The organism is uncultured Algoriphagus sp., from assembly GCF_963974365.1.
Taxonomy (GTDB): domain Bacteria; phylum Bacteroidota; class Bacteroidia; order Cytophagales; family Cyclobacteriaceae; genus Algoriphagus.
This window is the reverse complement of record NZ_CAXBBX010000013.1, coordinates 65486-91643: the sequence shown is the minus strand read 5'-3', so window position 1 is coordinate 91643 and position 26158 is coordinate 65486. Positions and strand designations below refer to the sequence as shown.

The following is a 26158-nucleotide window of genomic DNA, read 5'->3' as shown; positions in this document are numbered from 1 at the left end:
ATTAGGCCATGATCGCATACAAATTTGATCTATAGCACATAATAAAAGCACTCCGCAACAGTATCTCCTCAAAACAATTGTCACGTATTGTCACGGATAACTTTTGCACTAGACGTGAAGAAATTCGAGAAAAGTCAGCTAATAAAAGTTCAAAAGGCCATTAATCGGGAAATTTTCCATAATTTTGAGCCCCATAAGAATCCAATTAAATATCCATCCTCCCCCATTCTTATGGCTTCAAGCACCAAATACATCTTTATTACCGGAGGAGTTACTTCCTCTCTCGGCAAAGGCATCATCGCAGCTTCCCTAGGCAAGTTGCTCCAAGCCAGAGGCTTCAAAGTAACCATCCAAAAATTCGATCCCTACCTAAACATCGATCCAGGAACTCTAAATCCTTATGAACACGGCGAATGCTATGTGACTGATGACGGAGCAGAGACCGATTTGGATTTGGGGCACTACGAGCGCTTTCTGAATATCACCACCTCACAGGACAATAACATTACCACTGGAAGGATCTACAATAATGTGATCACCAAGGAACGTAAAGGCGAATTCCTTGGAAAAACAGTGCAAGTCATCCCGCATATTACAGACGAAATCAAAGCAAATTTCTACAAGCTGGGTGAAGACGGAAAATACGATGTGATTATCACAGAAATCGGAGGTTGCGTAGGTGACATAGAATCACTTCCGTTCATTGAGGCAGTTCGTCAAGCCAAATGGGATCTTGGTGCAAATAATTTTTTGGTAATTCACCTCACCTTAATCCCTTACTTAAGTGCCGCTAAAGAGCTAAAAACTAAGCCTACTCAGCACTCGGTAAAGCAATTGCTAGAAGCAGGTATTCAGCCAGACATACTTGTTTGCCGTACTGAATATCACCTACCTTCTGATGTAAAGAAAAAGCTAGCGCTTTTCTGCAACGTTCAGCTGAATAGTGTAATAGAAGCAATGGATGCTGACTCGATCTATGATGTTCCTTTACTTATGAAAAAGGAGAAACTGGATGAGCGGGTAATGACCAAGCTAAAGCTTACTTCAAAGGAAAACACTGACTTAGAAAACTGGAAAGATTTCTTAGGAAAGCTTAAAAACCCTACACAGGAAGTCACTATAGGATTGGTAGGAAAATATGTTTCACTTCCAGATTCATATAAATCAATCATCGAATCATTCACGCATGCAGGCGCTTCGATCGAATGTGACGTGAATCTTCGTTTGATTTCATCCGAAGAAATCAACCCTGATAATATTGTTCAAAAGCTCACCGATCTTGATGGCATCGTAGTCGCTCCTGGATTTGGAGAAAGAGGATTTGAGGGAAAAATAGAAACAGTGAGGTATGCGCGTGAAAACAACATCCCGTTCCTTGGTATTTGCCTTGGCATGCAGGTAGCTGTAATCGAATACGCCAGAAATGTATTGAACCTAAAAGATGCCAATAGTACCGAAATGGACCCAGCAACCAAAAATCCGGTGATCGGGCTAATGGAAGAACAAAAGAATATTGACCAAATGGGCGGGACTATGCGCTTAGGTTCGTATGATTGTGACCTCAAAAAGGGAAGTAAGGCCTATCAAGCCTACGGTAAAGCTAAGATCCAAGAAAGACACCGTCACAGATACGAGTTTAACAACGACTATTTGAAGGACATGGAAGAAAGCGGAATGGTAGCAACCGGCAAAAACCCTGAGACTGGTTTAGTAGAAATCGTTGAAATCAAAAACCACTCTTGGTTCGTGGGAGTACAATTCCACCCAGAATATAAAAGCACAGTATTAACCCCTCAGCCGCTATTCGTGAAATTCATCCAAGCTGCTGTGGACAAAAAAATTAAATAAAACTCCCCGATGCCTTATTCTCGGGTTTACGATTAATCTTTATGGACAGAAATCAAGCAACTGGTTTGATTCTTTTTGCTGCAGTCATCCTTGTTTATTCGCTTTTCTTTGCGAGTTCACCTGAGATCCCTGAAGTGGAGACAGCATCCACTACGCAAACTGAGTCGATTCAATCAAATGCACCAAGTCAAACAGCAATGCCAGAAAGTATTGCTGAGAATGATAGTACGCTAGATGTAGCGAGAGTTGCAAAATATGGCGCTCTAGCAAGTATTACAGTAGGAGAAGAACAAACTCTTACACTTGAAAACGACCTAATACAAGTAGAGATTTCCTCAAAAGGAGCTCAGGTCAAAAAGGTAATACTAAAAGAATACAAAAGCTGGAAAATGGAACCTCTGGAGCTTTTCAATGAGGAAAGTTCTAAAATGGATTTCATCATTGAAAGCAATAAAGGACCTTTAGCGCTGAATGACCTTTATTTCACATCAGCTGTTACAAGCAGTGAAAACGAGGAGGGAGTAAAAAACCAAACTCTTACGCTAACAGCAGGAACTGAAAGTGGGTCAATCATTCAATCGTTCTCTTTGGCAGACGGAAGCTATCAGGTAAAGAAATCATTCGAAGTAGATCGTTATCAAGGAGTAGTTACCGGGAATTCTTTATCAGTAAACTGGGAAGATCAGGTAATCGCTCAAGAAATGAACTTGGCCGAATCAAGAAGACAAGCAAGACTTAACTACTATACAAGTTCCGGGTCTTTTGACAACCTCGGTGCTGGAAATGATTTAGAGCAAGAGTTGATTGAGGAGCCTGTCAAATGGGTAAGCTTTAGCCAGCGCTTCTTCACTGCGGCGATGATTGCGGATACTGACTTCCAAAATGTATCCATCACCCAAAGTACACCTGCTGACAGCGCTATCGTCCGCTCGATGGCTACCACCTTATCTATCCCACTTCAGGATGGCAAAGCTGGGTTTACTTACTATTTCGGCCCAGACAAATACAAAACCCTAAAGCGGGTTACTGATGGTTTTGAGGACAATGTGGACATGGGTTACTTCTTTGTAAGCTGGGTTAACAAATACATCATCGTTAATCTATTTGCATTCCTTGAGAAGTTTTTCACCAACTACGGTGTCATCATCGTCATTATCGTATTCCTGATCAAACTTGCGCTTTTCCCACTGACATACAAATCATACATCGGGATGGCTAAGATGCGAGTGATCAAGCCAGAGATAGATGAACTGAAGGAAAAATATGGAGATGACGCTACGAAGATGCAGCAGGAGCAAATGAAGCTTTTCTCCAAATTAGGCGTAAGTCCAATTTCAGGATGTCTCCCTATGGTGCTTCAAATGCCATTCTTGTTTGCGATGTTCTTTTTCTTTCCTAATGCAATTGAGCTTCGCCAGGAATCGTTTCTCTGGGCGACGGATCTTTCTACCTATGATGTTTTCTTCAAACTACCGTTTACCATCCCTTTCTATGGATCCCACGTTAGTTTGTTCACTTTGTTGATGACTGTGTCACAAATCATTTACACGCACTTCAACAATCAACTCACTACGGCAACTGGACCAATGAAAAATTTGGGTTATATCATGCCGGTCATGTTCATGTTTATTTTGAACTCTTATCCAGCAGGTTTGAGCTTCTACTATTTCGTATCAAACATGGTGACTTTCGGTCAGCAAGCATTGATCAAATTATTTGTGGATGATGATAAAATCAGAGCAAAAGTGGAAGAAAGCAAAGTGAAAAACGTAAACAAGAAGAAATCAAAATTCCAGCAAAAATTGGAAGATGCGATGAAAGCCTCAGATAACAGTCGCAAAAAATAATTAAAAAAGGAGTCCAATCGGGCTCCTTTTTTAATGCTTATCTATGAGAGATTAGAATATAGAAACTGGTAGAATCACTCGCAAGAATAGCTAGTGTAGTCATTTCTAAAAACAGACCAGATCTTGCCATCCTCATCACGATAGGTGATCGCCAATGTTTTCTTATCCATCTCGATATTGCCATTTGTGACTACAGTAGTGCCATCGGTCAAGACAATGGTGCATGGCCCATCGATATCCTTGATGTCTACTAATTTGGTATCCTCGAAAAGATTGCACCCAGATAGAAGCAAAATAAGAAAAGGAAGATACTTTTTCATTCAAAGATTGGCAGGGTGATTTCATTGGCTAAAATGAGTAAAAATAACTTCTAAAAAAAAGTACTGTAAAAAGAATCTAAGTGTTCGAAACAAATGCAGCAAAGAAATCTATGCTTGATTTCATGTAGAACTTGTCACGATTCTTAGCAGTTTCCTGCAGCAGATTAAACGGGTGATCTACAAGATTATCCTATTGACTCATTAAACAACTGGAAGTCTGGCGTTTGAGTCACAAAAAAAAAAGCCCAACTATTAACTAGCTGGGCTTTGTGACCTCGTCAAGATTCAAACTTGAAACCTCCTGAGCCGTAATCAGGTGCTCTATTCAGTTGAGCTACGAAGCCGAATTGGAATGCAAAGGTATCTAAAATTAGATTTTATCCAAATATTGATTGACAAGAATTTTATAATTTCTTGACCAGACCTACGTTCATCCTTAAGAATAATTAAGATCAAAAACGGGGTAAATCCTCTGGGATTTCCTATTTTTGCCCGCATTGAGTGCATTTTAAGTAAACCAATTTGATGAAAAAAATATACACCTTCCTACTAGCCTTTGCTTTGATTCAAACCGCTTTCGCTCAGGATACGCTGCAAATCGCTAAAAAACCAAAAACTCCCATTGGTGGAAGACCCAACATTCCAAGTGATTTGAAATTTGAATTTGGCTTCAATCAACTAAACAACAGATCAGAGGATCTAGGGATTCATTTCTTCGCATCCCGTACTTTTAATGTTTACTATCAGTACCCTGTGTCAATTTTTGGAGAATCATCTGGATTCACCATGGACATCGGTATCGGCATAGGAACTGACAAGTATGCATTCAAGGATGACAAGACTTTGTACAACAATCCCGATTTAGGTCCTGAGTCAAGTGAGCTGAAGGAGATTACGGATGTACTGGGAGACAATATTAACATTAAGAAGAATGTTGTGGCGGCAAACTACTTTGATATCCCTCTGGATTTCACTTACCACTTCAACAAAAACAACTACAGCAAAGGCTTTAAGGTCAGTGTAGGCGGTAAATTTGGATACTTGTATGAGTCACACACAAAAGTGAGATATGAGGATTCTGACGGACTGAAAAGACAAATCAAAGACTCACAGAACTACGGTTTTGAAAAATTCAGATATGGTATCACTGTGAAAGCTGGATCTCCGGGATTCTATGCTTGGAGTTACTTTGGCTTGAATCAAGTGTTTCAAAAAGGACTTGGCCCTAGTGGAACTGAAGCTACCCAAATCAACTTTGGTATCGCAGTCAACGTTTTCTAACAAGATCACCTTGATAACTAATTTAGAACCGGGCAGTTGCTCGGTTTTTTTTATGCCCAAATCCAGCTAAACCCAACGAAGCACAACCCAAATCCAAAGAGCAAACCAACATAAATCTCGATTGGCCTATGAGCCTCTAAATACAACCTTACCGTACCAACCAAACCAGTCAAGGCCAAAGACCCAATTAGCGGATAAAGCGGCTGAAAGGTAGGAAACTTAAGCCCTAATACAACCACGCAGGCTATCAGTCCACCCATTCCCGTCATATGTGCAGACATTTTCCAAAAAAAAGTAACAAGGGTTAAGATGACTATTGCCAAAGTTATAATGCCCAGCACCTCCCACAGAATTGGATCAAGCTCTTCCTTTTGAAACAAAAAATAAACAGTAAGCACGTAATAGATACTCGTCACCGAAAAAGGAATAGCTCTATCTTTCAAATCAGCCATATGGATACTCTTCAGCGTTCCGCTTAGCCTCAACCCGAAAATAGTCACCATAGGAATAGCCAAAGTAGATATAGCAACCAAATAAAAAATTCGATGCTTAAATACTTCAGGGATACTAGTTGATTCTGGGACTACGAAAAGCACCAAACCAAAAACTAAACTTGGAATAACCAAAGGCTGTAAGACAACTGAAATAATTAACGAAAAAATCCTCTGCACTATAATTCTTTTCTTAATCTAGCTACAGGGATTTGCAATTGCTCACGATATTTCGCCACGGTACGTCGGGCAATATTGTAGCCTTTACCGTTTAGCATCTTCACTAATTTATCATCTGAAAGTGGCTTCTTTTTATCCTCAGCATCTACCATTCCCTGAAGGACAGATTTCACCTCTCGATTACTTACATCTTCGCCACTGTCAGTTGCTATGCCTTCAGAGAAGAAATACTTCAGAGGATAAACACCAAACTCGGTCTGAATCGCTTTACTATTTGCCACTCTGGAAACGGTAGAGATATCCATATCGATTTTCTCTGCAATATCTTTCAGAATCATCGGACGGAGATTGGTCTCGTCCCCATCAATGAAAAACTCTTTTTGGTATTGAAGAATTGCCTCCATGGTGCGCAAAAGGGTATTTTGACGCTGTTTGATTGCATCAATAAACCATTTGGCAGCATCAAGCTTTTGCTTTACAAAAGTGACCGTGTCTTTTAGCTTTTTATCTTTCTTATCACTTTTATCGTATGCATCAAACATCTCAGAATACGACCGTGAGATCCTCAGTTCCGGTGCATTCTTTGAGTTTAGGCTGATCTCAAATTTGCCGGCAGTATTGGTAAGCATGAAATCAGGAATGATATATTGCGTCCGCACTAAGCCGTCTGCAACTCCTCCTGGTTTAGGATTCAGCTTGGTAATCAAATTAACCGCTTCTTTGGTCTCCTCATCACTCAGGTCACATTTCTTCTGAATCTTCGAATAATGCTTTTTGGTGAATTCATCAAAGCATTCCTGCATGATTCTCAGCGCATTCTGAACAGTAGGATCATCTGGATGTTCTTTTCGCTCTAGCTGAATAGTAAGACATTCCTGCAAATTCCTCGACGCTATTCCAGCTGGATCAAAGTCCTGAATTTTTCTCAGAATCTCCTCCAGCTCATCAATATCAGTTTCTATGTTTTGGCTAAAAGCCAAGTCATTAATAATCGCTTCTAAATCTCTGCGGATATAGCCATCATTTTCAATACTACCGATCAGCTGCTCACCAATAATCTTCTTTCTGCTGTCAAGTCTGAGAAAGCTCAACTGTGAAACAAGCTGCTCATGTAGGGACGATTGGCTGGAAATAGGAATTTCCCGATCCTCCTCATCTGCATTGTAATTGCCATCGCCTTGCATTTTGTACCCGCCATACTCATCATCTAAGTAGTCGTCGATGTTTACATCTCGATCATCTTGCGGTGACTCCTCTTCGTAACTTTCCTCAAAGTCATCATCGGCACTTTCTTTTTCTTCCGTTTTGCCTTCTTCCAAAGCCGGATTAATCTCGAGTTCCTCTTCGATTCGAGTATCTAATTCAGCTGTCGGAACCTGCAGTAATTTGATAAATTGTATCTGCTGAGGTGAAAGCTTCTGGGAAAGTGATTGGCTAAGATTTAACTTTTGCATTCAGTATTGGATAAAACCTGCTGTTTGGGTTCAAAAAAGGCCTTTTCGCGTAAAAAAGACCTTATGCCAAAGTTAGGAAAAACGAGCAATTTTTTGATAAAAAGCTTATTTAATCGTTTTTTTGCATTCCTTTAAATTATTAGCAGGATAATAATTCCTGCCTTAACAAATCACCAAATGGCATTTAACAAACGAGTCAAAATCAAGACCATCCTGGATACTAATCCGATTGGAACAGAAGTGACGCTCATGGGCTGGGTACGTACAAAGAGAGGGAACAAAAATGTTTCATTCATTGCACTAAACGACGGCTCCATCATTACCAATTACCAAGTGGTGGCAGACCCTAATCTGATTTCTGAGGAAATTCTTAAAAAGTGTACTACAGGCGCTTGCCTTAAGGTGATCGGGAATGTGGTAGCATCTCAAGGTGCAGGTCAAAGCTCAGAACTGAATGCAACTTCTATAGAAGTACTTGGTGAAGCAGATCCTGAAAAATATCCGCTACAGCCTAAGAAGCACTCCATGGAGTTCCTTCGGGAAAATGCGCATTTGAGAATGCGTACAAATACTTTCAGCGCAGTATTTAGAGTTAGACATGCGTTGGCTTTTGCTGTTCATAAATACTTCAACGATAAAGGATTTTTCTATATACACACTCCTATTATCACTGCATCTGACGCAGAAGGGGCTGGAGAGACTTTTAAAGTCACAACCCTTGATTTGAAAAACCCTCCAAAGACTAGCGAGGGAGGAATCGATTACAAGCAAGATTTTTTTGAAAGAGAAACTAATCTGACTGTATCCGGTCAGTTGGAAGGAGAATTGGCAGCAATGGCTCTTGCAGACATCTATACCTTTGGCCCTACTTTCCGAGCTGAGAATTCCAACACAACTAGGCATTTGGCTGAATTCTGGATGATCGAACCTGAGATGGCATTCCACGACGCAGAGGACAATGCAGATCTTGCTGAAGATTTCTTGAAATATGTGATTCGATATGCACTTGACAATTGTGCAGAGGATCTAGCTTTCCTAGACACTAGACTTCAGGAGGAAGAGAAAGTGAAGCCAGCTGATCAGCGAAGCGAAATGAGCTTGATAGAGAAATTGAGATTTGTGGTTGATAATGACTTTGTGAGAATCACATACACTGAAGCTATTGATATCCTTCGAAACTCAAATCCAAACAAGAAAAAGAAATTCTCCTACCTTATTGATGGCTGGGGAGCTGACTTACAATCTGAGCATGAGCGATTCTTGGTAGAAAAGCACTTCAAGAAACCAGTAATTTTGACTGATTATCCAAAAGACATCAAGTCATTTTACATGCGTCAAAACGACGATGGAAAAACCGTTGCGGCCATGGATATTCTTTTCCCTGGAATCGGCGAAATAGTAGGTGGATCACAGCGTGAGGAGCGTATGGATGTCCTTACTGCCAGAATGGAGGAAATGAATATTCCTCAGGATGAAATGTGGTGGTACTTAGATACACGAAAGTTTGGAGCTACCCCTCATGCAGGATTCGGACTTGGCTTTGAGCGAATGGTGCTCTTCGTCACAGGAATGGGAAATATCAGAGATGTAATTGCATTCCCGCGAACTCCTGGAAACGCAGAGTTCTAAAAAACATACTAGTTAAGCCCGATAGAGATATCGGGCTTATTTTTTAACTCACTACTTTGATTCTTCTGGCAAGAGGAATACAGATCAAACTAAAACCAATTGCTAAATATCCTACACTATTGTAGTTTGTTAATTCTCCCGCAGCATTTTCACCTATAATGATTCCGGCTATTAATGATGCCAAACCAGTTGCTAATTGTTGCACTGCTGAGTTGAAACTTAAGAAGCTCCCTCTATTTTCTGGCTTAGCAGTTCCGGTGATTAAGGCTGCCGCTGGTACGAATCGACCATTTGAAGTAACAAAAAACATCGTAGAAACCATTAATACAAAAGGTATAGGAGTGACTCCAAGGTTTGTGATAATGGCAATAGGAATCAGATTAAGCAGCATAAAAACAATGAAGATCTTTTTCTTCCCGTACTTATCAGATAGCTTCCCTACCCAAGGGGAAGTAAAAATAGTAAATGCACCGCCCGCCATATAAATATAAGTGAGCTGCAACTCAGTGAATCCGACGTTTGCCACCGTATAAGGGCTCAGAAAAGGGATAATCATGAACTGGCCAAACATCATCATTACCGAAAGTGTGATTGCTCGCATTTGATTAGAATCGCTCGTGACTCTACGAATCACAACCAGTGGATTTGGTCGAACAATATCATTTTTGAGATGCTCTGTGATATTTGGAATGTATTTGACAATCATCCCAAGGCTCAATACCGATAATGCAGTAAGGATGAAAAAAGGCGTATGCCAATCGGATAAGCTTGCAAGGAACAAGCCGAGAGGAACACCAAGAACAGATGCTACAGAAAACGCTGCCATCACTAATCCCATCGCCCGACCACGTCGGGAATCAGGGATTACATCCCCAATGATAGCCAAAATCAAGGCTGAAGTTAATCCTCCAAATAAACCTGAGATTACTCTAGCGGCCAAGAGTACTGGATAGCTAGGTGACAATGCACAGCCTAATGTGGAAATAGCGAACCCTATATAAACCCACACCAATATTTTCTTGCGATCAAACCGATCTAATACAAAGGCTCCAAAAAAACTGGATATTCCTGCGCTAAATGTGTAGCATGAAACTAAAAGCCCAAATTCACGAGGTGAAATATCAAAGATCCGCATGAGCTGAGGCCCTAAAGGCATCAAAATCATGAAATCAACAATATGAATAAAATTGATGGCGGCTAAAGTCCAGAGTAGAAGCTTCTCTTTGTTCATGGTAAAAATTGATAATTGAGAAACCTCAAGAGGTCTGATAAAGTTTACTTAAGTAGAAATAATCAAGAAATATTCAAGTGGAGGTAAGTCGCTGGAATCGCTTCAATGATATCACTTGCGACCATAGACCTTCGTTTAGTTTGTGAAGCTATTTCCCCTGCCAATCCATGATGGTAAACCCCACAAAGAACAGCATTTTCTGGAGTGTAACCCATTCCTAAATAAGATGTGATCATTCCTGTGAGCACATCTCCAGAACCTCCAGTTGCCATATATTTAGTCCCAGAAGAATTTACTACTTGTCTTCCATCAGGAAAACTCACCACAGTATTTGCTCCTTTCAAGACCAAAATTAATTGATTTTCAACAGCAAATACCTTTGCCATTTCTAACCTCTGTAGATGATTATTTGCAGCTCCAACCAGTCTCGTGAATTCACCGATGTGAGGAGTAAGAATCGAATTCTTTGGAAGCAAAGACACTAAATCACGATACCTAGCCAATAAATTCAATCCATCAGCATCGATTACAATTGGCTTTGAAAAGTCTTGTAAAAACTGCCGAAATAAACGTTCCCGGTTTTCAGTTCCCCACCCTGGCCCTATCCCTACTGCATCATAAAACTCAGGATTTGGGATCAAGCCCCAGGAAGCCATCGCTTCGGGAACTGCAGTTTGGATAATGTAACGTTCCGAATCTTCCATATGACAAGTGACCAAACCAGATCCAGTTCGTAATGCACTCTTTGCACACAGAATAAGTGCACCCATTTTACCAGGGCTACCACCTACAAGGAGTACTTTACCCATATCTCCTTTGTAACTAAATCGATTAAAAACCTTATGGAGAGGAGCAATATCCGGACCTTCGAGATAAAAAAGTCCAGTGTTAAATTCAGCATAAGTAGTTGGAAGTATGCCTATTTTTATAACGACCAATTCTCCTACAAATTCGGCATGTTCAGGTAATAAAAGCGAAAGCTTTGGAAACTCAAAACTTACAGTAAAATCAGCACGAACAGCAACTTCAGACAATAGATCATCCGAAGGCAAACCAGAAGGAATATCCACACTAATAACTGTTCCTTCAAACTCATTTATTTTATTAATAATCCTGATTGCATTCGGTCGAAGCTCTCCTTTCAATCCAACTCCTAAAAATGAATCAATCAATACATCGTCAGGAGAAAAACCCCACTTTTCAATACCAATTACCGGAATTGAAGTAGGTAGCTTTTTGAAATTCAAAAGGGCATCTGCACTCAAGGAATCTTGTGATTCAAAACATTGCAATAGTGAGACCTTGTAGGAGTGACCTGTCAAAAGCCTAGCTATTGCCAATCCATCACCACCATTGTTTCCACCGCCAACAGCAATTAGGATATTTCGTTCTAAAGAAAAATCCTGAGCTAAAAACCAATTGATGAAAGACATACAGGCACTCTCCATCATCTCGTGACTTTCCTGCCCACTCATTTTCACATGCAGCGCATCAAGCTCTTTGACTTGTACCCCGGATAATATCTTTTGCATAACTATACACTTTCAGTTTCAAACCCTTTTTTCGGGATCGTAACTAAAAGTAAGAATCCTAAGCCAACAAGAAAAAATATCCCAAGGGAAAGGGCTGAGTTCCTCATACTGCCGGTGATTTGCTCAATGAATCCATAAGAGAAAGTCCCAAGTACAATGGCCATTTTTTCAGTCACATCATAGAAACTGAAATAAGAAGCATGATCAGTACTTTTTCGAGGAATTAGTTTAGAGAACGTGGACCTAGATAAGGATTGAATCCCTCCCATTACCAATCCAACTACAAAAGCTAAAGCGAAAAACTCATAAACGGTATAGACATAATATGCTCCTGCACATATTCCAACCCATATTAACACCATAATCACCAAACTCTTTTTATTCCCATAGTTCTTAGAGATAAAAGCAAAAAAATAACTTCCAGCAATTGCCACTATTTGAATAATAAGAATGGTCATAATCAGCTGATCACCTGGCAATCCAAGCTCCTTATCACCAAAGGTGGCTGCCAAATACATAACCGTTTGCACTCCCATGGAATAAAAGAAAAAGGATGCTAGAAATCGATTCATCACTTTAATTTGCTTCACTTCATTCCACACTTTTCTAATCTCCTGATATCCCTTCAGCAAGTATTCCCTTTTGATATCCTTACCAAAAGGGTTTTTAGGAAGAACTCTAAAAGGAATCTGAGAAAAACCAGCCCACCAGAGACCGGTAATCAAAAATGAAAAACGAGCTGCCATTCCATCATCAGAGAGCATAAACCAAGATGGGAACTGAATCATGAGCAAGTTTACAACCAGCAAAATCACACTACCGATATAACCTAAAGCAAAACCTTTTGCACTCAAGAGATCATACTTATCTGGGGTAGTAATCTCGGGCAAATACGCATTGTAAAACACAATGCTACCTGCATATCCAACACTTGCCAAAACACTAAAGCAAATACCCCACTCAAGGTTGCCTCCATCAAAAAAGAATAACGCTATACAAGATATTGACCCTAAGTAGGCAAAGAACTTCATAAACTGAAGCTTATTCCCACTAGCATCAGCTATACCAGATAGTATGGGTGATATCAGAGCAATAATCAAGAATGAAAAAGAGATGGAATAGGAGTATAGAACTGTATTAACAATTTCAAATCCGAAAAAATCAACAGTATCATCCGGATTGAGCCCCTTGGTAACACTATTGAAGTAAACAGGAAAAATAGTAGAGGTAATAACTAAACTGTAAACAGAGTTTGCCCAGTCGTACATCGCCCAGGCATTTTGAACCTTTTTGGTATTTTTCAGTGATGAAAGCATAGCATACAAAAAAAGCTATCCCGAAATACGGGATAGCTTTTATATAGAAATAATGTTTAATTATTTTTTAACTTTTCCTATAGATGCATAAAGTACTCTTCTAGCATCAGCTTCTCTAAGTTCTGTCTGAACATCAGAAATAGGACCCATTTTCACATCTCTATCAATCTTCATAGAAATTGTAATACCACCCCGATCAGCTTCTGGAAGCATATCTCGCTCCTGGTTTACCCATTGTACGATTTCTGATGTCTCCAATAGCGCATCATTAGCCTGTACTCTAGGCTCAGTTCCATACTGAGTAGTATTCTTAGGCTTTCCTATGAAAATATAAGAAATAAGAGACTTCTTCTGTAGCTTCTGAAGCTGAGTCGCTTGAGGAATCTTTTGATCTACCAAAATTTCCTGCTCTCTCAACACTGTCGTAACCATGAAGAAGAAAAGAAGCATGAAAATGATATCTGGTAATGCAGAAGTAGGAATACTTACCTCAGCTTTTGTTTTCTTTCCAAACTTTGCCATATTAATTTCCTCCTATTTTATCTGGTTCCGCAATAGAAATCGCCATTGGGATTCCTTCCTTTCCACGGTCAATAAGACTTTCCTCCGCATCATTCTTACCAGTCAAAGCTCTATACTCATCTGTGCTTAGATTAACTCTGGCAGCATAGATATCGAAATAAGCCTTCTTGGTTAAGTCAAATACTTCAAGGTACTTCTCATAACTTGTACCGCGGTCTGTCTTAATAGACACAACTGCCTCTCCTGGATCATCAGATGATTCTGGATTTCTTCCAGCTAATGCTTTCAAAGATGCTGGCAATGTGTTGTATAAAGCAGCACCTTCTTCATCAGGAGAACCAAAGTTCAAAATGAAAGATTTAATCTCTTCATCAAGCCCATCAGTATTATCTCTGTAATCACCTTCTACCAAATATTGATTATTTGAATTAATTCGGATTACGAAAATATTTCTTTCATTCAAATCAATCTCTGGAGGAGGATTATTTGGATCAAGCTTCGGAGGAAGGACATTCAAAATACCTTTATCCGATGCGATCGTAGTGGTGACGAGAAAGAAGATCAGCAGCAGGAAAGCAATATCTGCCATAGAGCCTGCATTGACCTCCGTACTCATTCTATTTTTCTTTCTGGCCATATTACTTTATCGCTTTAGTAACTTCTGTCAATACGATGCTACCAAGAGCAACGATTGCAAGAACATAAGTGGTGATAAGCATTCCACCTACCAACTGAGACCCACCTGGAGTTAAGTTGAAAGGAGACGCTTCAAATTTAGGAAGTACTTCATTGCTAGAAATTGAGTAAGCGATGAAGAACAATACAACTATACCAACAATTCCTACTGCAGTTTTAAGCAAGCTTTTTGGATTGTCCAAAGACTTGATCAACGGCATAAGAACCGCCACTACAGCACCAATTGCGATTAGGATGTAACTTCCGTATAATAAGATGTCATAAGTATCCATAATGTAGATTTCTTTGAGGTTAACGTTTATTTATAGTTTCAGCAAACTGACGGCTTATTTGCCAGTCAATTTGTGCTTAACCAAAATGTCAACCAAAGCAATGGAAGCATCTTCCATATCGTTTACCAAAGAATCAATTTTTGCTACACAATAGTTGTAAAACAACTGAAGGATAATCGCTACGATCAAACCAGCAACTGTGGTCAAAAGGGCGATTTTGATACCACCTGCTACTAGAGAAGGAGAGATATCACCTGCTGCTTCGATAGAGTCAAATGCTCCAATCATACCGATTACAGTACCCATGAAACCCAACATCGGAGCTAGTGAGATAAACAAAGAGATCCAAATAAGACCTTTTTCCAATCTTCCCATTTCTACAGAACCGTAAGAAATAATAGATTTCTCTACCATCTCGATTCCTTCAGAATATCTCATCAAACCTTGAGTAAAGATAGATGCTACAGGGCCTTTAGTGCTTTTAGTAAGGTCCTTTGCTGCTTCTACTCCACCTGATTCAAGAGCATCTTCTACTTTGATCAACAATTTCTTGGTGTTGGTCGTAGAAAGATTCAATGTGATGATTCTTTCCAAAGCAACCGCTAAACCCAAGATCAAACAGATCAATACTGGAGTCATGTAAAGAGGATCACCTTCGATGAACTTCTCTTTTACTACTTGGTGGAAACTTTGCTCCTCTGCGACGATCTCGTCATCTACAATTGCGGGAGATGCAGCAGGCTCAACTGCTACTGGTGTTGTTTCTTCTTGTGCTGCGGTATCTTCTGCATCTTGTGCGTTAGTGATAACAGGTGCGAATAGGATGCCTGCAAGCATGAACAAAGCGATTAACTTTCTCATAATGTGGATTTTAAATAGACTTTTGATAAAGGTTAAATGGTTTCTACTCTAGAATCGAGTTTTAAAGTTATCATTTTTTAAATTCAAAAAACAATCGACTCTTTTAGAATTTTGTGAAAAATCAGGCTTATATCTCAGGAATAAGCAAGCTTTTACACGAGCGGACGTATTTCCTTTTACATAAAAAAAGACACGTTCCTCTAAAACTCGGGTGTAAGGTTCTTATTTTTTCGCAGAAAGAAAAATTAAAATGTACTTCAGAGCCCAGCTTTTATTCAAATTATTTGAATATCCTGATTCATTGGCATTTACATATTCAAGACTTACCAACTTTCGCTTATAAAACATTTTAATTCCTACTGTCTAACAAGTAAGAAGTTAAGCAAAAACAGCTTATACCTAAGTATGGCTTAACAACTTTTAAACTTTTACGAGTATTTATTTCATGCTTTTATAGTTCAATTCGATACTACTAAGCACAAAAAAAGTACTGCAGAGGTGTTTTTTTTTGATTTTTTCAAATAGAGAACAAAAGCTAGATCACTACTAAGAGTTTTACATTAAAGAGATATAATAGCAATTTTATGCCTTAAAAATAAAGTCCTAGAATCGTTCTATGGCAACTACTATTAATAGTTTTTACTTATTTCTACTAATCTAAAGAAAGACCTTCACGCCTTTTATAAGCTTCCTGGTATTTAGGCTCTAAAACTGAAACAAAGGAGGTGTGACTAAGAGAAGGAGAACCAGAATAAAAAATAATCCTGTAAATGAGCATATTTTTCTATAAAAACACACCAAACCACTACTGCACCAAAACAAAAAACCCTAACTATCAATATTTCAAATAGTTAGGGTTTTATTCTGTAGAGAGGAAGGGGAATGAACCTAGCTACTATATAATTGATAATCAGTTAATTACAAATTAGATTTTCACAGAACTACACGATTGACGCAATCCAATAATTTATAACGAAAACAAAACACAATTCGTTGTAAATCAGGATATTACAATAGCTTAAAGCTTCCTGCTTACTTCTTGTATTAAAAGAACTTGTTCTCAAGAACGAGGTAAATTTACAAAAATTCCAAAGTATAGCCTAGTATGAATCCAATACTTTGCTAAAAATGATTTAGAATTGCAAACCTTAATGAATTGAAAAACTAGTAAAACCAGATGTTACTCTTTGAAGATAAATAAGGGCTGTCAATATTTAATTTTTTTCAATGTTTAAGAACAACAAGGCTTGTGCTCTTGAATAGGAGGACAAGGCACTGTTCCATAGGAGCAATAAACACAGCAATCTCCCTTCTTAGGTTTCAATACCATTTTACAATTCTCACAGTCATAAAAGAATTGACAGGCCTCTGTCGGCATGGTTTCTTCTTTCTGATTTCCGCACTCAGGGCAGGTGATTATTGATTTTAGTAGGACATTCATGCTAATTACTTTTCCTTTCTTTCTGTTACTTTGTATCCTGTTTTATTTATTGCTGTTTCAATTTCAGAAGCATTCGTTTTTAAGCTGTCAAACTGTATAACAGCATTGCCGTTATCATATGATGTGGTCGAGCTGATTATTCCAGAAAGTTTATTCACTTCATGGTTTACATATTCTTCACAACTTGCGCATGTCATCCCATTGATAGAAAACTCTACGGTCTGAAGATTTTCATTGTCAACCAGTACCGTCTGGCTTCCTGTCTTGGGGTAGAAGATTTGCGAGTAACTTGGAAAGGCAAGCATGAGCATAGCAAACGCTGTCAAAACACCCAAAAATGTTTTGGTTTCAATCAACTTCGGTTTAGTCCGCGTTTCGCAATAGCAATCCGCTTCTCTTTTAGGTTTCAAAATCTGATACCAAGCAAAACCAAGAGTCAAAATTGTAAAAGCAATAAAGTAAGGTCTTGCTGATTCAAGCCAGGAAAAAGTGGATGCGATTCCGCTTGTTCCCGCGACAAGAGCAAAAACAGGAGTAATGCAACATATGGAAGCCGTAAAGGATGATAGAACTCCTGCGCCGATTAGTGTATTATCTTTCTTCATACAGTTTCGAAAACTTTATTTTCCTCAATTAATGTGAATATCGGTTTAAGCAGGATTTTATACTCTTCAGCTAAGGAGTAGAAAATAGTTTGCGCTTGTCTTTCAGCTTCGATGACCTTCTGATTTTTGAGTTTCCTGAGATGTTGAGAAATTGCCGATATGGTCATTCCTAGAATATCACTCAAATCACATACACATAGTTGTTTCTCTTCATAAAGCAGGAAAAGAATTTTCAACCTGACCTTATTCCCAGCCAGCTCAAGTCCCTTTGATAAATAGTCGAAGGATTCGTGAAGCTCAAAAACTCGGCTTTTGCAGTGGTTTAGTTGTTCAACGTCCGCTTGTTGCCTAATACAAGAAATGATATCCATGAATACAAAAATAAGGAGACTTCTTATTTAAGCAAATGCTTAAATACATTTTTACTTTTGTTCTAAAAATCCAATACTCTGCAACGTTAATATCCTAAAATCAAATATTTTTACTTAGTCTGAAATTATCCTTACCTACCGTTATTTCGAATAAAATCACTTCATGTTTTTCTATTTGCTCACTTTTAAAATTCTAAATGCCCCTTGAACAACCAAGACAAAAACAATTGTTCCTATAACCAGATCTGGCGTACTGGATTCTAGCCAATGAACTAATAGGCCTGCGGCAATTACACCTAAATTAATAATCACATCATTTGAAGTAAAAATCATACTTGCTTTCATATGAGCCTCTTCTTTGCTTTTCGATTTTTGCAACAGATAAAGACAAATTCCATTCGCCATGAGGGCAAGAATTGAGACAATAATCATTGTTGAAAAATCCGGAAGCTTCTCGACTCCAAAAAATCTTCTTAATACCTCTACAAATCCGATGATCGCAAGTATGATCTGAAAATATCCAGCCCATTTAGCAATCCGCTTTTTCCTATATATTGTTCCCCCCACTGCAAATAAACTTATCCCATACACAAAGCTATCCGCAAGCATATCCAAGCTATCGGCAACCAGCCCCATAGATTTGGAAATAATTCCTGTGGTCATTTCGATTAGAAAAAACGCAAAATTTATTGCAAGGACAGACCATAGTAACTTTTTTTGGTGAGTGTGTTCTTTAAAGACCGATTGGTCAGTCTGCTCGGTGGAAATTTTCCTCCCTCCTAAATTTAAGTCCACAACAGACTTTTCGATGGCTTCAATTTCCCCTTGATGAAAAACTGTCAGTTTCCGTTTTGGGATATCAAATTCCAAATTTTCAATACTGGAAATACCGTCCAAATTCATCCTGATAAGGTTCTCCTCCGAAGGGCAGTCCATTTTGGTTATCTCAAAGATTGTTTTTTGCATGTTGACTAGCTTATCTTTTGACAGCAAGATTTTTAAGATTTAAATATATATTATCAATCAGAACTCTTCAGATCAATGTTGATATGTTCGGTATCTATATCGCTTAAAATTGCATGAATCTGCTCTTTTATAGCACTTGAATCCGATAATAATCGAATGTCTGAAACTATAACATGTGCAGTGACCACAGCTTTTTCCTCCGTTAGCGACCATATATGTAAATGCTCTACATCTTTAACTTTGTCCAAGCAAAGTATTTTTTGACGAAGTTCAGGGAGATTGATGTTCTTCGGAACTTTTTGAAGCAGTATTTTTAGTGCCTGTACCAGTTTATGCATAGCAAATACAAGAACAGTAAGGTTAATAACAATGGCCAGAATAGGATCCAATATTGGAACATCAAATAGCAACATGACAATGCTCCCAACAAGAACAGCAACCCATCCAAGAGCATCCTCTAAAAGATGAATCATCATAACCTGTTTGTTCATCGATTTACCGGATTTCAACTTCCAAACACCGATTCCATTTAAGGCTATACCCAAAAATGAAATGCCAAGCATCCAATATGCATCAGGGTTCTGTGGATTTATTATTCGCTCAACAGATGCATAAACTATATAGATTGATCCGAGCAATAATGTCAACGCGTTTATCATCGCTCCCAATAAAGAAAACCGGGCATATCCATAAGAATATTTATCCGTACTTCCTTTCCTGGATTTCTTTTCGAAGTACCAGCCTGCACCCAGTGAAAGACTGTCAGCAAAATCATGGAGTGAGTCTGCTAAAATAGCGATACTGCCTGAAATCAAACCACCTGTGACTTCTAGCACGGTAAAGGCTAGATTCAGGAAAAAGGCTGTCCTGATATTGTTATCTTTTTTTGCCACTGCCTAGCTGTTATTTTTTAATCCACTTGAATGCAGTTTCTTTTTCTGAAATATCAAAGTATTTAACTTCACCTGAACTGAAAAAACCCATTAGGTCAGACATTTTTTCTTCCCACTTTTTTTCGCCTACCATGGCCACTTTATCAAAGTCATTGGCATGTTTGGCATCAAACTTTAAATCTTCCGAAAAAACGTTCAGTTCGCACCCGTCAAATCTTCCATTTCAAAATACCAACGGATCTTCCGGTATTGCTTCAGCTTATCGTTGAACAGTGGCAACAGTTTATCGTAATCAACTTCCGTTAATTTTCCTGTGGCTTTTGTCGCAATGATGTTGCCTTTTGTTTGTTCGAGTATTTGAATCATCGTATTTCAGATTTTCAATTTTTATTCTCTATGCTTTTTCTTCTGATTATTGTATTCCGAAGCTGCAACACCTTTCCTGCGTGCACTTTGTGCCTGTTTAAGTATTTTCCATCCTCCCTGTAGCACCACTCCAACCACAATAAGGCTGATGATCAAATCCGGAAGAGGGGAGTTAAACACCATCACCCCGACACCGGACAATACAATGCCTAAATTTACCAGCATATCGTTGCTGGTAAATACCATGGAGGCCTTCATGTGTACGCCTCTTTCCCCTTGAGATTTCAGCAAGCGCAAGGCAAGCAGGTTACTTGCTGCATTTACTATAGCCGTGATGATCATGGCCCATCCAATTGGTTCGGCTTCTGTAACAAAACGCCTGATCACTTCACCCAACAAAAGCAGACCCAGCCCAATTAAAAGAACACCGGAAAGGTTTGCAGCGCGTGATTGAGCTACAACACCTTTGCCCACAGCGTAAATGCTTACAAGGTAAACGGCTGAGTCAGCAAGATTGTCAAGTGCAGCACCCAATAGCCCTGTGGAATTTGCTATAAAGCCAACAATACCGGCCAGTGCCACCTGAAACATATTGATTCCCAGAACCTGTTTTAATGTTTTTCTTTCAGCTTTATTAGAAGCATCGAGCTGGATCTCGTCTTCTTCGTTGTTGTTATTATCGCTCATGACTGGTCTATTATTTTAATGGAATTACCTCACGAACCTTACCACCGGATGTCTGTTCAGGCAGTTCTTCAGCTTTCTCCAAGGTGATGTTTTCAAGTCTATTCTCTTTTAGCACACCAGCTAGCTCTGCGAGTATTGTTTGCCAAATCCGCTCAGGTTCTGCACCAGCCGAAAGCTTCAGGCGTATACGAAGATTTGTCGGACAGGTCTGTACAAGCTGGAACAAATCAATCCCGGGAATGCGTGCAGCTACAGTGCTGAATGCCAAAGGCGCAATAGATACTTTTTCCCCATCCGCAGGAAAAGTAAGCACATCAGAAGAGCGGCCTTGTACACGAATAGCAGGAAGCGGGTTACCACATTTGCAGGGTTCAGGTTTTTGTAAAATACTATCTCCAAGGTCATAGCGAAGTATGGGCTGTATTTTATTAGCAAGATTGGTTAGAAGTACAGTGTATGACTGTTTCCCTGGAGGAGTTGGTTTATAATCCTCGTCAACAGGTTCCAGTATCACCCAATCGCTATTTACATGGAGCCAGCCATATCTGCACCTGTAGCTAATAAAAGGACATTCCGTAGCAGCATAACTATCGTAGACTTTAGCATTTAATGCCCTTGAAATCCGTTGGTACTCTTTTTCAGGTAACCCTTCTGCAGAGAGCACGATTAGCGAAGGATTTATGTGCAGCCGTCCAGCTTCCTGTTCACTGGCCAGCAGCGGGCCCATACTTGCATAGGGGGCAAGTATTATGGGCTGGAACTGGTTGAGGTTTTTAACCATATCTGGTATGGGCATGTTCACAGGAAGGACCTGATACCTTTTGTCACGCTTCTTTTTTAGCCGTACCGCAGCGATGGCGGAAGCAAAGTGCCCACCCATTGCGTTTATCATCGTCAAACGGCCCCGGTTAACAAGAATACGAATGAAGTCGCCTAAACCAAGCCAGGAAATCATCATGCGAAATGCAAGAGCGCCCACTACTTTAAAGCTCCTCTCATCAATAAGGAATATTCCCTTTTTTCCTGTAGTTCCGGAGGTAGTAGCGACAGTGTACTTGTTTAAAAAATACACCCCAATGAATTCGGGATTACCAACAAATGCCTGTGCTTTTTCAATGGTTACTTCTGGATCGGTGACGAAATCGTTAAAATGCTCCATTAACTCTTTTTTACTTGTAACCGGCAAGCATGTTGGATCTTCAATCTGCTTTGGTAACTCTTGATATAGTTCCTGATAATAAGGTGAGTTTGCACGAGCAAAGGCTACAATATCAGCCAAACGTTTACTTTGCCGTGTTTCTATTCCTTTTAAGCCTTCTTTCTTAGCCTTCCAGGTATCAAACAGCATCCATAAAACCGTGGTTTTAATTTTATTCATATGGCAATTTTTTTATTTTACTTATCATAAAACCACTGCGTGGCAGCGTGGGCATACGCGATAAACTGAATGTCAAATCCTGATCGGGTACCTCATAAGTCATCCGATTTGTCAGAAAATCTACAGCTTGTTTCATCGATTCAATGGTAAGCCATTCACCCGCACACCGATGACCGTGTAGATGTTCTCCTCCACCTTGCGGAATTAAGGTAAAGGGATTGCCGTCCCAGTTTATAAATCTTTCAGGATTAAATTCCTGAGGATGTTGCCATAATTCAGGATCGTGAAGCATGCCATATATATCCAGCAACACCAGCCTGCCACGCTTAAATGTATATCCCTTCCATTCAAATTCTTTTCGCACAATGGCGCCTACCATTGGGGTGAATGGATAAAACCTTCGTACTTCCTGTACCAGCATTTCTGTCAGATTCTCTTTCCCTGTCTGTATTTCTTTTTTGTATTGTGGATATTGATGTAAAGCAAGAGCAGTAAAAGTAATGTAGGTTGCTATGGCTACGGTGGGTCTTACTACATTGAGCAGCTCTACTGCTGCAACCTTTGTGTCCAACAATTTACCATCAAGCTCACAGTGAAAAGCAATTGAGTGGGCGGCAGTGCCCTTTTCTACCTGAATTTTGCCGTTACGGATTTCTTTAATAAGGTTACCAATCCATTTTTCAGCTCTTTTCCGAGCCTGCTTTCCTCTCCAGTGCCTTGGACCGATGGCTCCAAAGGCATCTACCATAGCCCCAAGATCCTTTGCTCTTTGTTGCACTTCTTCTTCTCGCAGCGGCACTCCCGACCACGAACAGACTGCACGACAGAGTAGCGCCTGTACTTCGTTAAATAATATTATTTGCTCTTCTTTCTCCCATTTACTAATGTATGTTTCCCAATAACCTTTTTTGATCTCTAAGAACTGTTCAAGGCTATCCGGCTTCATCAAAGACATAAACATTTCTTTTCTTTGTCTGTGTGCTGAATTATCCAATGTCTGAACCCCCTTTTGGCCGAATAATGTTTTTTGCACTCTTTTAGGAGTAGCACCTTTGCGCTGAAACTTTTCATTATCGTAGAAAACCTCCGCGGCTTCTCTTCCACTCATGCAGATCGTTTTCTTTAACATTAAGCGAGTTCTAAAAATATTGGATCCAAGCTTTTTACGCTTTTTCTGTATAAATTCATAGCCGTCACGAAGTAGCGTCAAACTGCTATCGATGTTTTTGTCTTTCGGAATAGTTGTCATATTCTTTATATCTTTAAATAATCATTTTTTCTTATTTTATATACACTACCCTTTTTATATACCGACAATCTTCTCATATCCTCAAATTGACACCAAAAATAATTTGCCTGAAACCACCTCCGAATATCCCTGATGTGGCACGGTTCAAGCGAGAGGCCCGGTAAATTTCATTGGTAACATTCTTTCCGTTAACAAAGGCAGTCATACTCAGTTTTTTACCCAAAATAAAATCATAGTTCACGTAGGCATCTATCGAACGATAGGCAGGCAGCTTTCCGATTGCCCCATCGGCAGACTCGTTGCTAAAATTATGGAACTCGGTGAATTGCTCGCTTACGAAATGTCCACTGACTCCAACGGATAGGTTTTGGAAATCATAGTTCAAACCAATGCTCGCGTTCCATTTGGGTGTGTAAGGAGCTTCGGCATCTGAAATGCCGTCCTCTCCAAAACGGATAACGCTTTTTGTTATGTTCTGAAAATCAGCTTGATCTATGGTTTCATCAGTAAGTAATACTTCACCTCCCGAACCGTCCGAAACATATACCTCATAGGCACTTCGGTTGGCGTTTACTTTATCGATATACTCGTTTTGGGTGGCGGTACTGTGAATGACTTGCGAAAAAAGATCTTTGTCCACCAATCTACCTTCCAACACTTTCGACTGCATCACATTGATATTTCCGAAAAGACGAATATGGTGCTGGTTTATATTGAAAAGTTCCGCACCAAGAGCAACCTCCAACCCTTGCACATTAATTTTGCCTAATCCCTGAAATACTTCATTTCGGCCTCCCGCATAGAAATTCCGGCTGGTATTGTTGAAGTAGGTCAGTTGCCCGTCAATGCGATTATCCCATAAATTTCCTCGCCAACCGATTTCCCTGTTCCACGCCAATTCGGGTTCAATGTTGATGCTTTGTCCTGCAAGCGGGTTGGTAACAACACCGTCCTGCTCCACCAAAAACCCGAATACCTTGGACGGGGCTATCATACCCTGATAGATGCTTCCATAAAATTCCCCATCTTGAATGCGATAATCTACTGTAAGGCCCGGTAAAAATTGCGTGTAAGCATTCGGCTCCCTACCTTCTTCCGTGCTGTTTATGTTCGGGTTTTGGGCAAGAGCCAATAAATCTTGTCGGTACATATCCACGTATTCCAAACGAAGGATAGGTGTGATGCCCCATTTTCCGATATTAAATTCATTTCGGATAAAACCGTTGAAAGACCATAACCTGTACCACAAATCTGTTGTGGTGGTTCCATTTCTTGCCCACCTACTGCTGTCGGCCACTAAAAAGCGGTCTTTGAAGGTTTCACGGTGCAAATTGATAGCTGCTTCCAGGTGTTGTTTTTCACCGAATGCTTGCCAATCATAATTCATCGTTTCTTTTAATCCCGAAACAGTGTATGTCCAACGACTATCCGTGGTGCTTTCCCGACCGTTCAGCACCCTGCCCACAATAACGTAATCCTCTTCTCCCAAGGTATTTCCATTCAAATAGCTGTAACGGTCGTTGAAAATCGCATCTCCAACGTAATTCCTTACCTCTGATGCTTTGACCTTTGCCGTGATTTGTCTCCACCAATCCCGCTCAAAATCGGTAGCATAAATTTTTGAGGTGAAACTCAGGTTACTATTAGGCAACCATTTATGGATAATGTCCACCCCATAACGCCTCATGGTAAATTGGTCAGCATCCAAGGGATTTTGGGTTGGGTCGGTATCGAAGGTAAATGGTGTTTGGGAACTTAATGAAGCTTGATTATCCTCAAATTGGCCACTCACTTTGAAATACAGGGATTGATTATCAGAAAGTTTAGCATATATTTTCGCATTCAAATTCAGCACTTCTACCGATGAATTATCGGTAAATCCATCAAACTTTTTGTAAACGCCCTCGACCAATGCCCCTAGATTGTTCCAGGTGCCGCCATAAGACAATAAGCCTGTTTGATAATTTCGTTGACCACCAATCAACTTCATTCGTAATTCAGGTTTTTGAGGCGGCAATGCGGTAATGTAATTAATGGCACCATACATATTATTTGGCCCAAAACGCAGCATATCTGCACCTTTGTACACCTCGATGGCGGTCAACCGGTCGCTCACAGGGTTGTAATAAGCACCCGGTGCAATGTAGGGAGCAGGTGCGGATGGTGTTCCATCTTCCATCAACAGTACCTTTTTAGAACGCCTTCCCCAGGACCCTCTGATACTTATATTGGGGCGGTTTGAAAGCCCCATATCACCTACAATGTTCACTCCGGGTACCATCCGCAGCACTTCTTCCGCACTCAGTGGATTGATGTTTTTCAGGGCAATCGGACTTATTCTGAAATTGCTTCCTTTAAATTCCTCTTTAAAATTATTGGGTGATGCACTTACGATGACTTCATCCAAAGTTGTACTGGCTCGTACCAGGGCTATTACTCCCAAATCGGGTGAGTCAGTATTGACGGAAAAAGTTTTTGCGTCATAACCCAAATATTTTATTTTAATTGTATATGAGCCATCCGGAAGTGTGATCTCAAAAAATCCCGATTCATTGGTTACAGTACCAACGCCCTGAGGTTCCACCATAATCTGAGAGCCAATAAGTGGTTGTTTATCCTCACTGTCAACCACCTTTCCACTTACTTTAATTTGGGCAAAAGAGGTAATACTTAATAGTGTTAATAATAAGATCAAGAGTACATTTTGTTTTGTCATCTTCAG

23 protein-coding genes, 1 tRNA gene and 1 pseudogene are annotated in these 26158 nt (G+C 39.8%); 4 read left to right on the top strand and 21 right to left on the bottom strand.

Features of this window, described 5'->3' with window-relative positions:
- Window positions 1-231: 231 nt before the first annotated feature.
- Together AACZ87_RS17570 and yidC are read left to right on the top strand one after the other, a co-directional pair.
- Entirely contained in the window at window positions 232-1848 is a 1617-nt protein-coding gene (locus AACZ87_RS17570; protein ID WP_339869060.1) for a CTP synthase, read from the top strand.
- Window positions 1849-1889: 41 nt separating this feature from the next.
- A complete protein-coding gene (gene yidC, locus AACZ87_RS17565) occupies window positions 1890-3695 on the top strand; it encodes a membrane protein insertase YidC (protein ID WP_339869058.1) in 1806 nt (601 codons plus the stop codon).
- 74 nt (window positions 3696-3769) lie between these two features.
- On the opposite strand, the gene AACZ87_RS17560 is transcribed toward yidC, so the two are convergent.
- Window positions 3770-4015: a DUF903 domain-containing protein gene (locus tag AACZ87_RS17560; RefSeq protein ID WP_339869056.1), complete on the bottom strand. Its 246-nt coding sequence runs from the start codon at window positions 4013-4015 to the stop codon at window positions 3770-3772.
- Window positions 4016-4285: 270 nt separating this feature from the next.
- A tRNA-Arg gene (locus tag AACZ87_RS17555) sits at window positions 4286-4359 on the bottom strand.
- Between the two features lie 181 nt (window positions 4360-4540).
- Between AACZ87_RS17555 and AACZ87_RS17550 the strand changes: the two genes are divergently transcribed.
- Window positions 4541-5296, top strand: coding sequence for a porin family protein (locus AACZ87_RS17550; protein ID WP_339869054.1), 756 nt, complete (start codon window positions 4541-4543; stop codon window positions 5294-5296).
- 50 nt (window positions 5297-5346) lie between these two features.
- Here the strand turns inward: AACZ87_RS17550 and AACZ87_RS17545 are convergent, their stop codons facing one another.
- Both AACZ87_RS17545 and rpoN read right to left on the bottom strand, forming a co-directional pair.
- The gene (locus tag AACZ87_RS17545) at window positions 5347-5892 is read right to left on the bottom strand and encodes a PA-phosphatase (protein WP_339869052.1); all 546 of its coding nucleotides are present in this window, start codon (window positions 5890-5892) and stop codon (window positions 5347-5349) included.
- Between the two features lie 74 nt (window positions 5893-5966).
- Entirely contained in the window at window positions 5967-7421 is a 1455-nt protein-coding gene (gene rpoN / locus AACZ87_RS17540) for an RNA polymerase factor sigma-54 (protein WP_339869050.1), read from the bottom strand.
- A gap of 177 nt (window positions 7422-7598) precedes the next feature.
- Here rpoN and asnS point away from each other — a divergent pair, with 177 nt between their 5' ends.
- Window positions 7599-9050 carry an asparagine--tRNA ligase gene (gene asnS, locus AACZ87_RS17535; RefSeq protein ID WP_339869048.1) on the top strand — a complete coding sequence of 484 codons (1452 nt, stop codon included), beginning with the start codon at window positions 7599-7601 and terminating at the stop codon, window positions 9048-9050.
- 43 nt (window positions 9051-9093) lie between these two features.
- Here asnS and AACZ87_RS17530 read toward each other — a convergent pair whose 3' ends face one another.
- The 17 genes and pseudogenes from AACZ87_RS17530 to AACZ87_RS17450 all read right to left on the bottom strand — a co-directional run bounded on the left by AACZ87_RS17530 (window position 9094) and on the right by AACZ87_RS17450 (window position 26152).
- Window positions 9094-10281 (bottom strand): MFS transporter, encoded by a 1188-nt coding sequence (locus AACZ87_RS17530; RefSeq protein WP_339869046.1) that lies wholly within the window; start codon window positions 10279-10281, stop codon window positions 9094-9096.
- A 62-nt stretch (window positions 10282-10343) separates the two neighbouring features.
- Window positions 10344-11813, bottom strand: coding sequence for an NAD(P)H-hydrate dehydratase (locus tag AACZ87_RS17525; protein WP_339869044.1), 1470 nt, complete (start codon window positions 11811-11813; stop codon window positions 10344-10346).
- A 2-nt stretch (window positions 11814-11815) separates the two neighbouring features.
- The gene (locus AACZ87_RS17520) at window positions 11816-13129 is read right to left on the bottom strand and encodes an MFS transporter (RefSeq protein ID WP_339869042.1); all 1314 of its coding nucleotides are present in this window, start codon (window positions 13127-13129) and stop codon (window positions 11816-11818) included.
- A gap of 60 nt (window positions 13130-13189) precedes the next feature.
- The gene (locus tag AACZ87_RS17515) at window positions 13190-13651 is read right to left on the bottom strand and encodes a biopolymer transporter ExbD (RefSeq protein ID WP_339869040.1); all 462 of its coding nucleotides are present in this window, start codon (window positions 13649-13651) and stop codon (window positions 13190-13192) included.
- 1 nt (window position 13652) lies between these two features.
- On the bottom strand, window positions 13653-14288 hold the full coding sequence (locus AACZ87_RS17510; protein ID WP_339869038.1) for a biopolymer transporter ExbD: 636 nt from the start codon (window positions 14286-14288) through the stop codon (window positions 13653-13655).
- A gap of 1 nt (window position 14289) precedes the next feature.
- A complete protein-coding gene (locus AACZ87_RS17505; RefSeq protein WP_339869036.1) occupies window positions 14290-14619 on the bottom strand; it encodes a hypothetical protein in 330 nt (109 codons plus the stop codon).
- 54 nt (window positions 14620-14673) lie between these two features.
- The gene (locus AACZ87_RS17500; protein ID WP_339869034.1) at window positions 14674-15480 is read right to left on the bottom strand and encodes a MotA/TolQ/ExbB proton channel family protein; all 807 of its coding nucleotides are present in this window, start codon (window positions 15478-15480) and stop codon (window positions 14674-14676) included.
- A 1231-nt stretch (window positions 15481-16711) separates the two neighbouring features.
- The gene (locus AACZ87_RS17495; protein ID WP_233756359.1) at window positions 16712-16921 is read right to left on the bottom strand and encodes a GDCCVxC domain-containing (seleno)protein; all 210 of its coding nucleotides are present in this window, start codon (window positions 16919-16921) and stop codon (window positions 16712-16714) included.
- 5 nt (window positions 16922-16926) lie between these two features.
- On the bottom strand, window positions 16927-17526 hold the full coding sequence (gene merTP / locus AACZ87_RS17490; RefSeq protein WP_233756358.1) for a mercuric transport protein MerTP: 600 nt from the start codon (window positions 17524-17526) through the stop codon (window positions 16927-16929).
- Window positions 17523-17897: a metalloregulator ArsR/SmtB family transcription factor gene (locus AACZ87_RS17485; protein ID WP_233756357.1), complete on the bottom strand. Its 375-nt coding sequence runs from the start codon at window positions 17895-17897 to the stop codon at window positions 17523-17525. The genes merTP and AACZ87_RS17485 overlap by 4 nt, the downstream gene beginning before the upstream one ends.
- 171 nt (window positions 17898-18068) lie before the next feature.
- Window positions 18069-18863 (bottom strand): cation transporter, encoded by a 795-nt coding sequence (locus tag AACZ87_RS17480; protein WP_233756356.1) that lies wholly within the window; start codon window positions 18861-18863, stop codon window positions 18069-18071.
- A 53-nt stretch (window positions 18864-18916) separates the two neighbouring features.
- Entirely contained in the window at window positions 18917-19756 is an 840-nt protein-coding gene (locus AACZ87_RS17475; protein WP_233756355.1) for a cation diffusion facilitator family transporter, read from the bottom strand.
- 10 nt (window positions 19757-19766) lie between these two features.
- Window positions 19767-20122: pseudogene (locus AACZ87_RS17470) on the bottom strand (STAS/SEC14 domain-containing protein).
- 21 nt (window positions 20123-20143) lie between these two features.
- Window positions 20144-20809, bottom strand: coding sequence for a cation transporter (locus tag AACZ87_RS17465; protein ID WP_233756352.1), 666 nt, complete (start codon window positions 20807-20809; stop codon window positions 20144-20146).
- Window positions 20810-20819: 10 nt separating this feature from the next.
- Entirely contained in the window at window positions 20820-22187 is a 1368-nt protein-coding gene (locus tag AACZ87_RS17460) for a phenylacetate--CoA ligase family protein (protein ID WP_233756351.1), read from the bottom strand.
- A complete protein-coding gene (locus AACZ87_RS17455; RefSeq protein ID WP_339869030.1) occupies window positions 22180-23436 on the bottom strand; it encodes a cytochrome P450 in 1257 nt (418 codons plus the stop codon). Before AACZ87_RS17455 ends, AACZ87_RS17460 begins: the two co-directional genes overlap by 8 nt.
- A 73-nt stretch (window positions 23437-23509) precedes the next feature.
- Complete coding sequence (locus tag AACZ87_RS17450) at window positions 23510-26152, bottom strand: TonB-dependent receptor (protein WP_233756349.1); 2643 nt, start codon at window positions 26150-26152, stop codon at window positions 23510-23512.
- Window positions 26153-26158 lie beyond the last annotated feature (6 nt).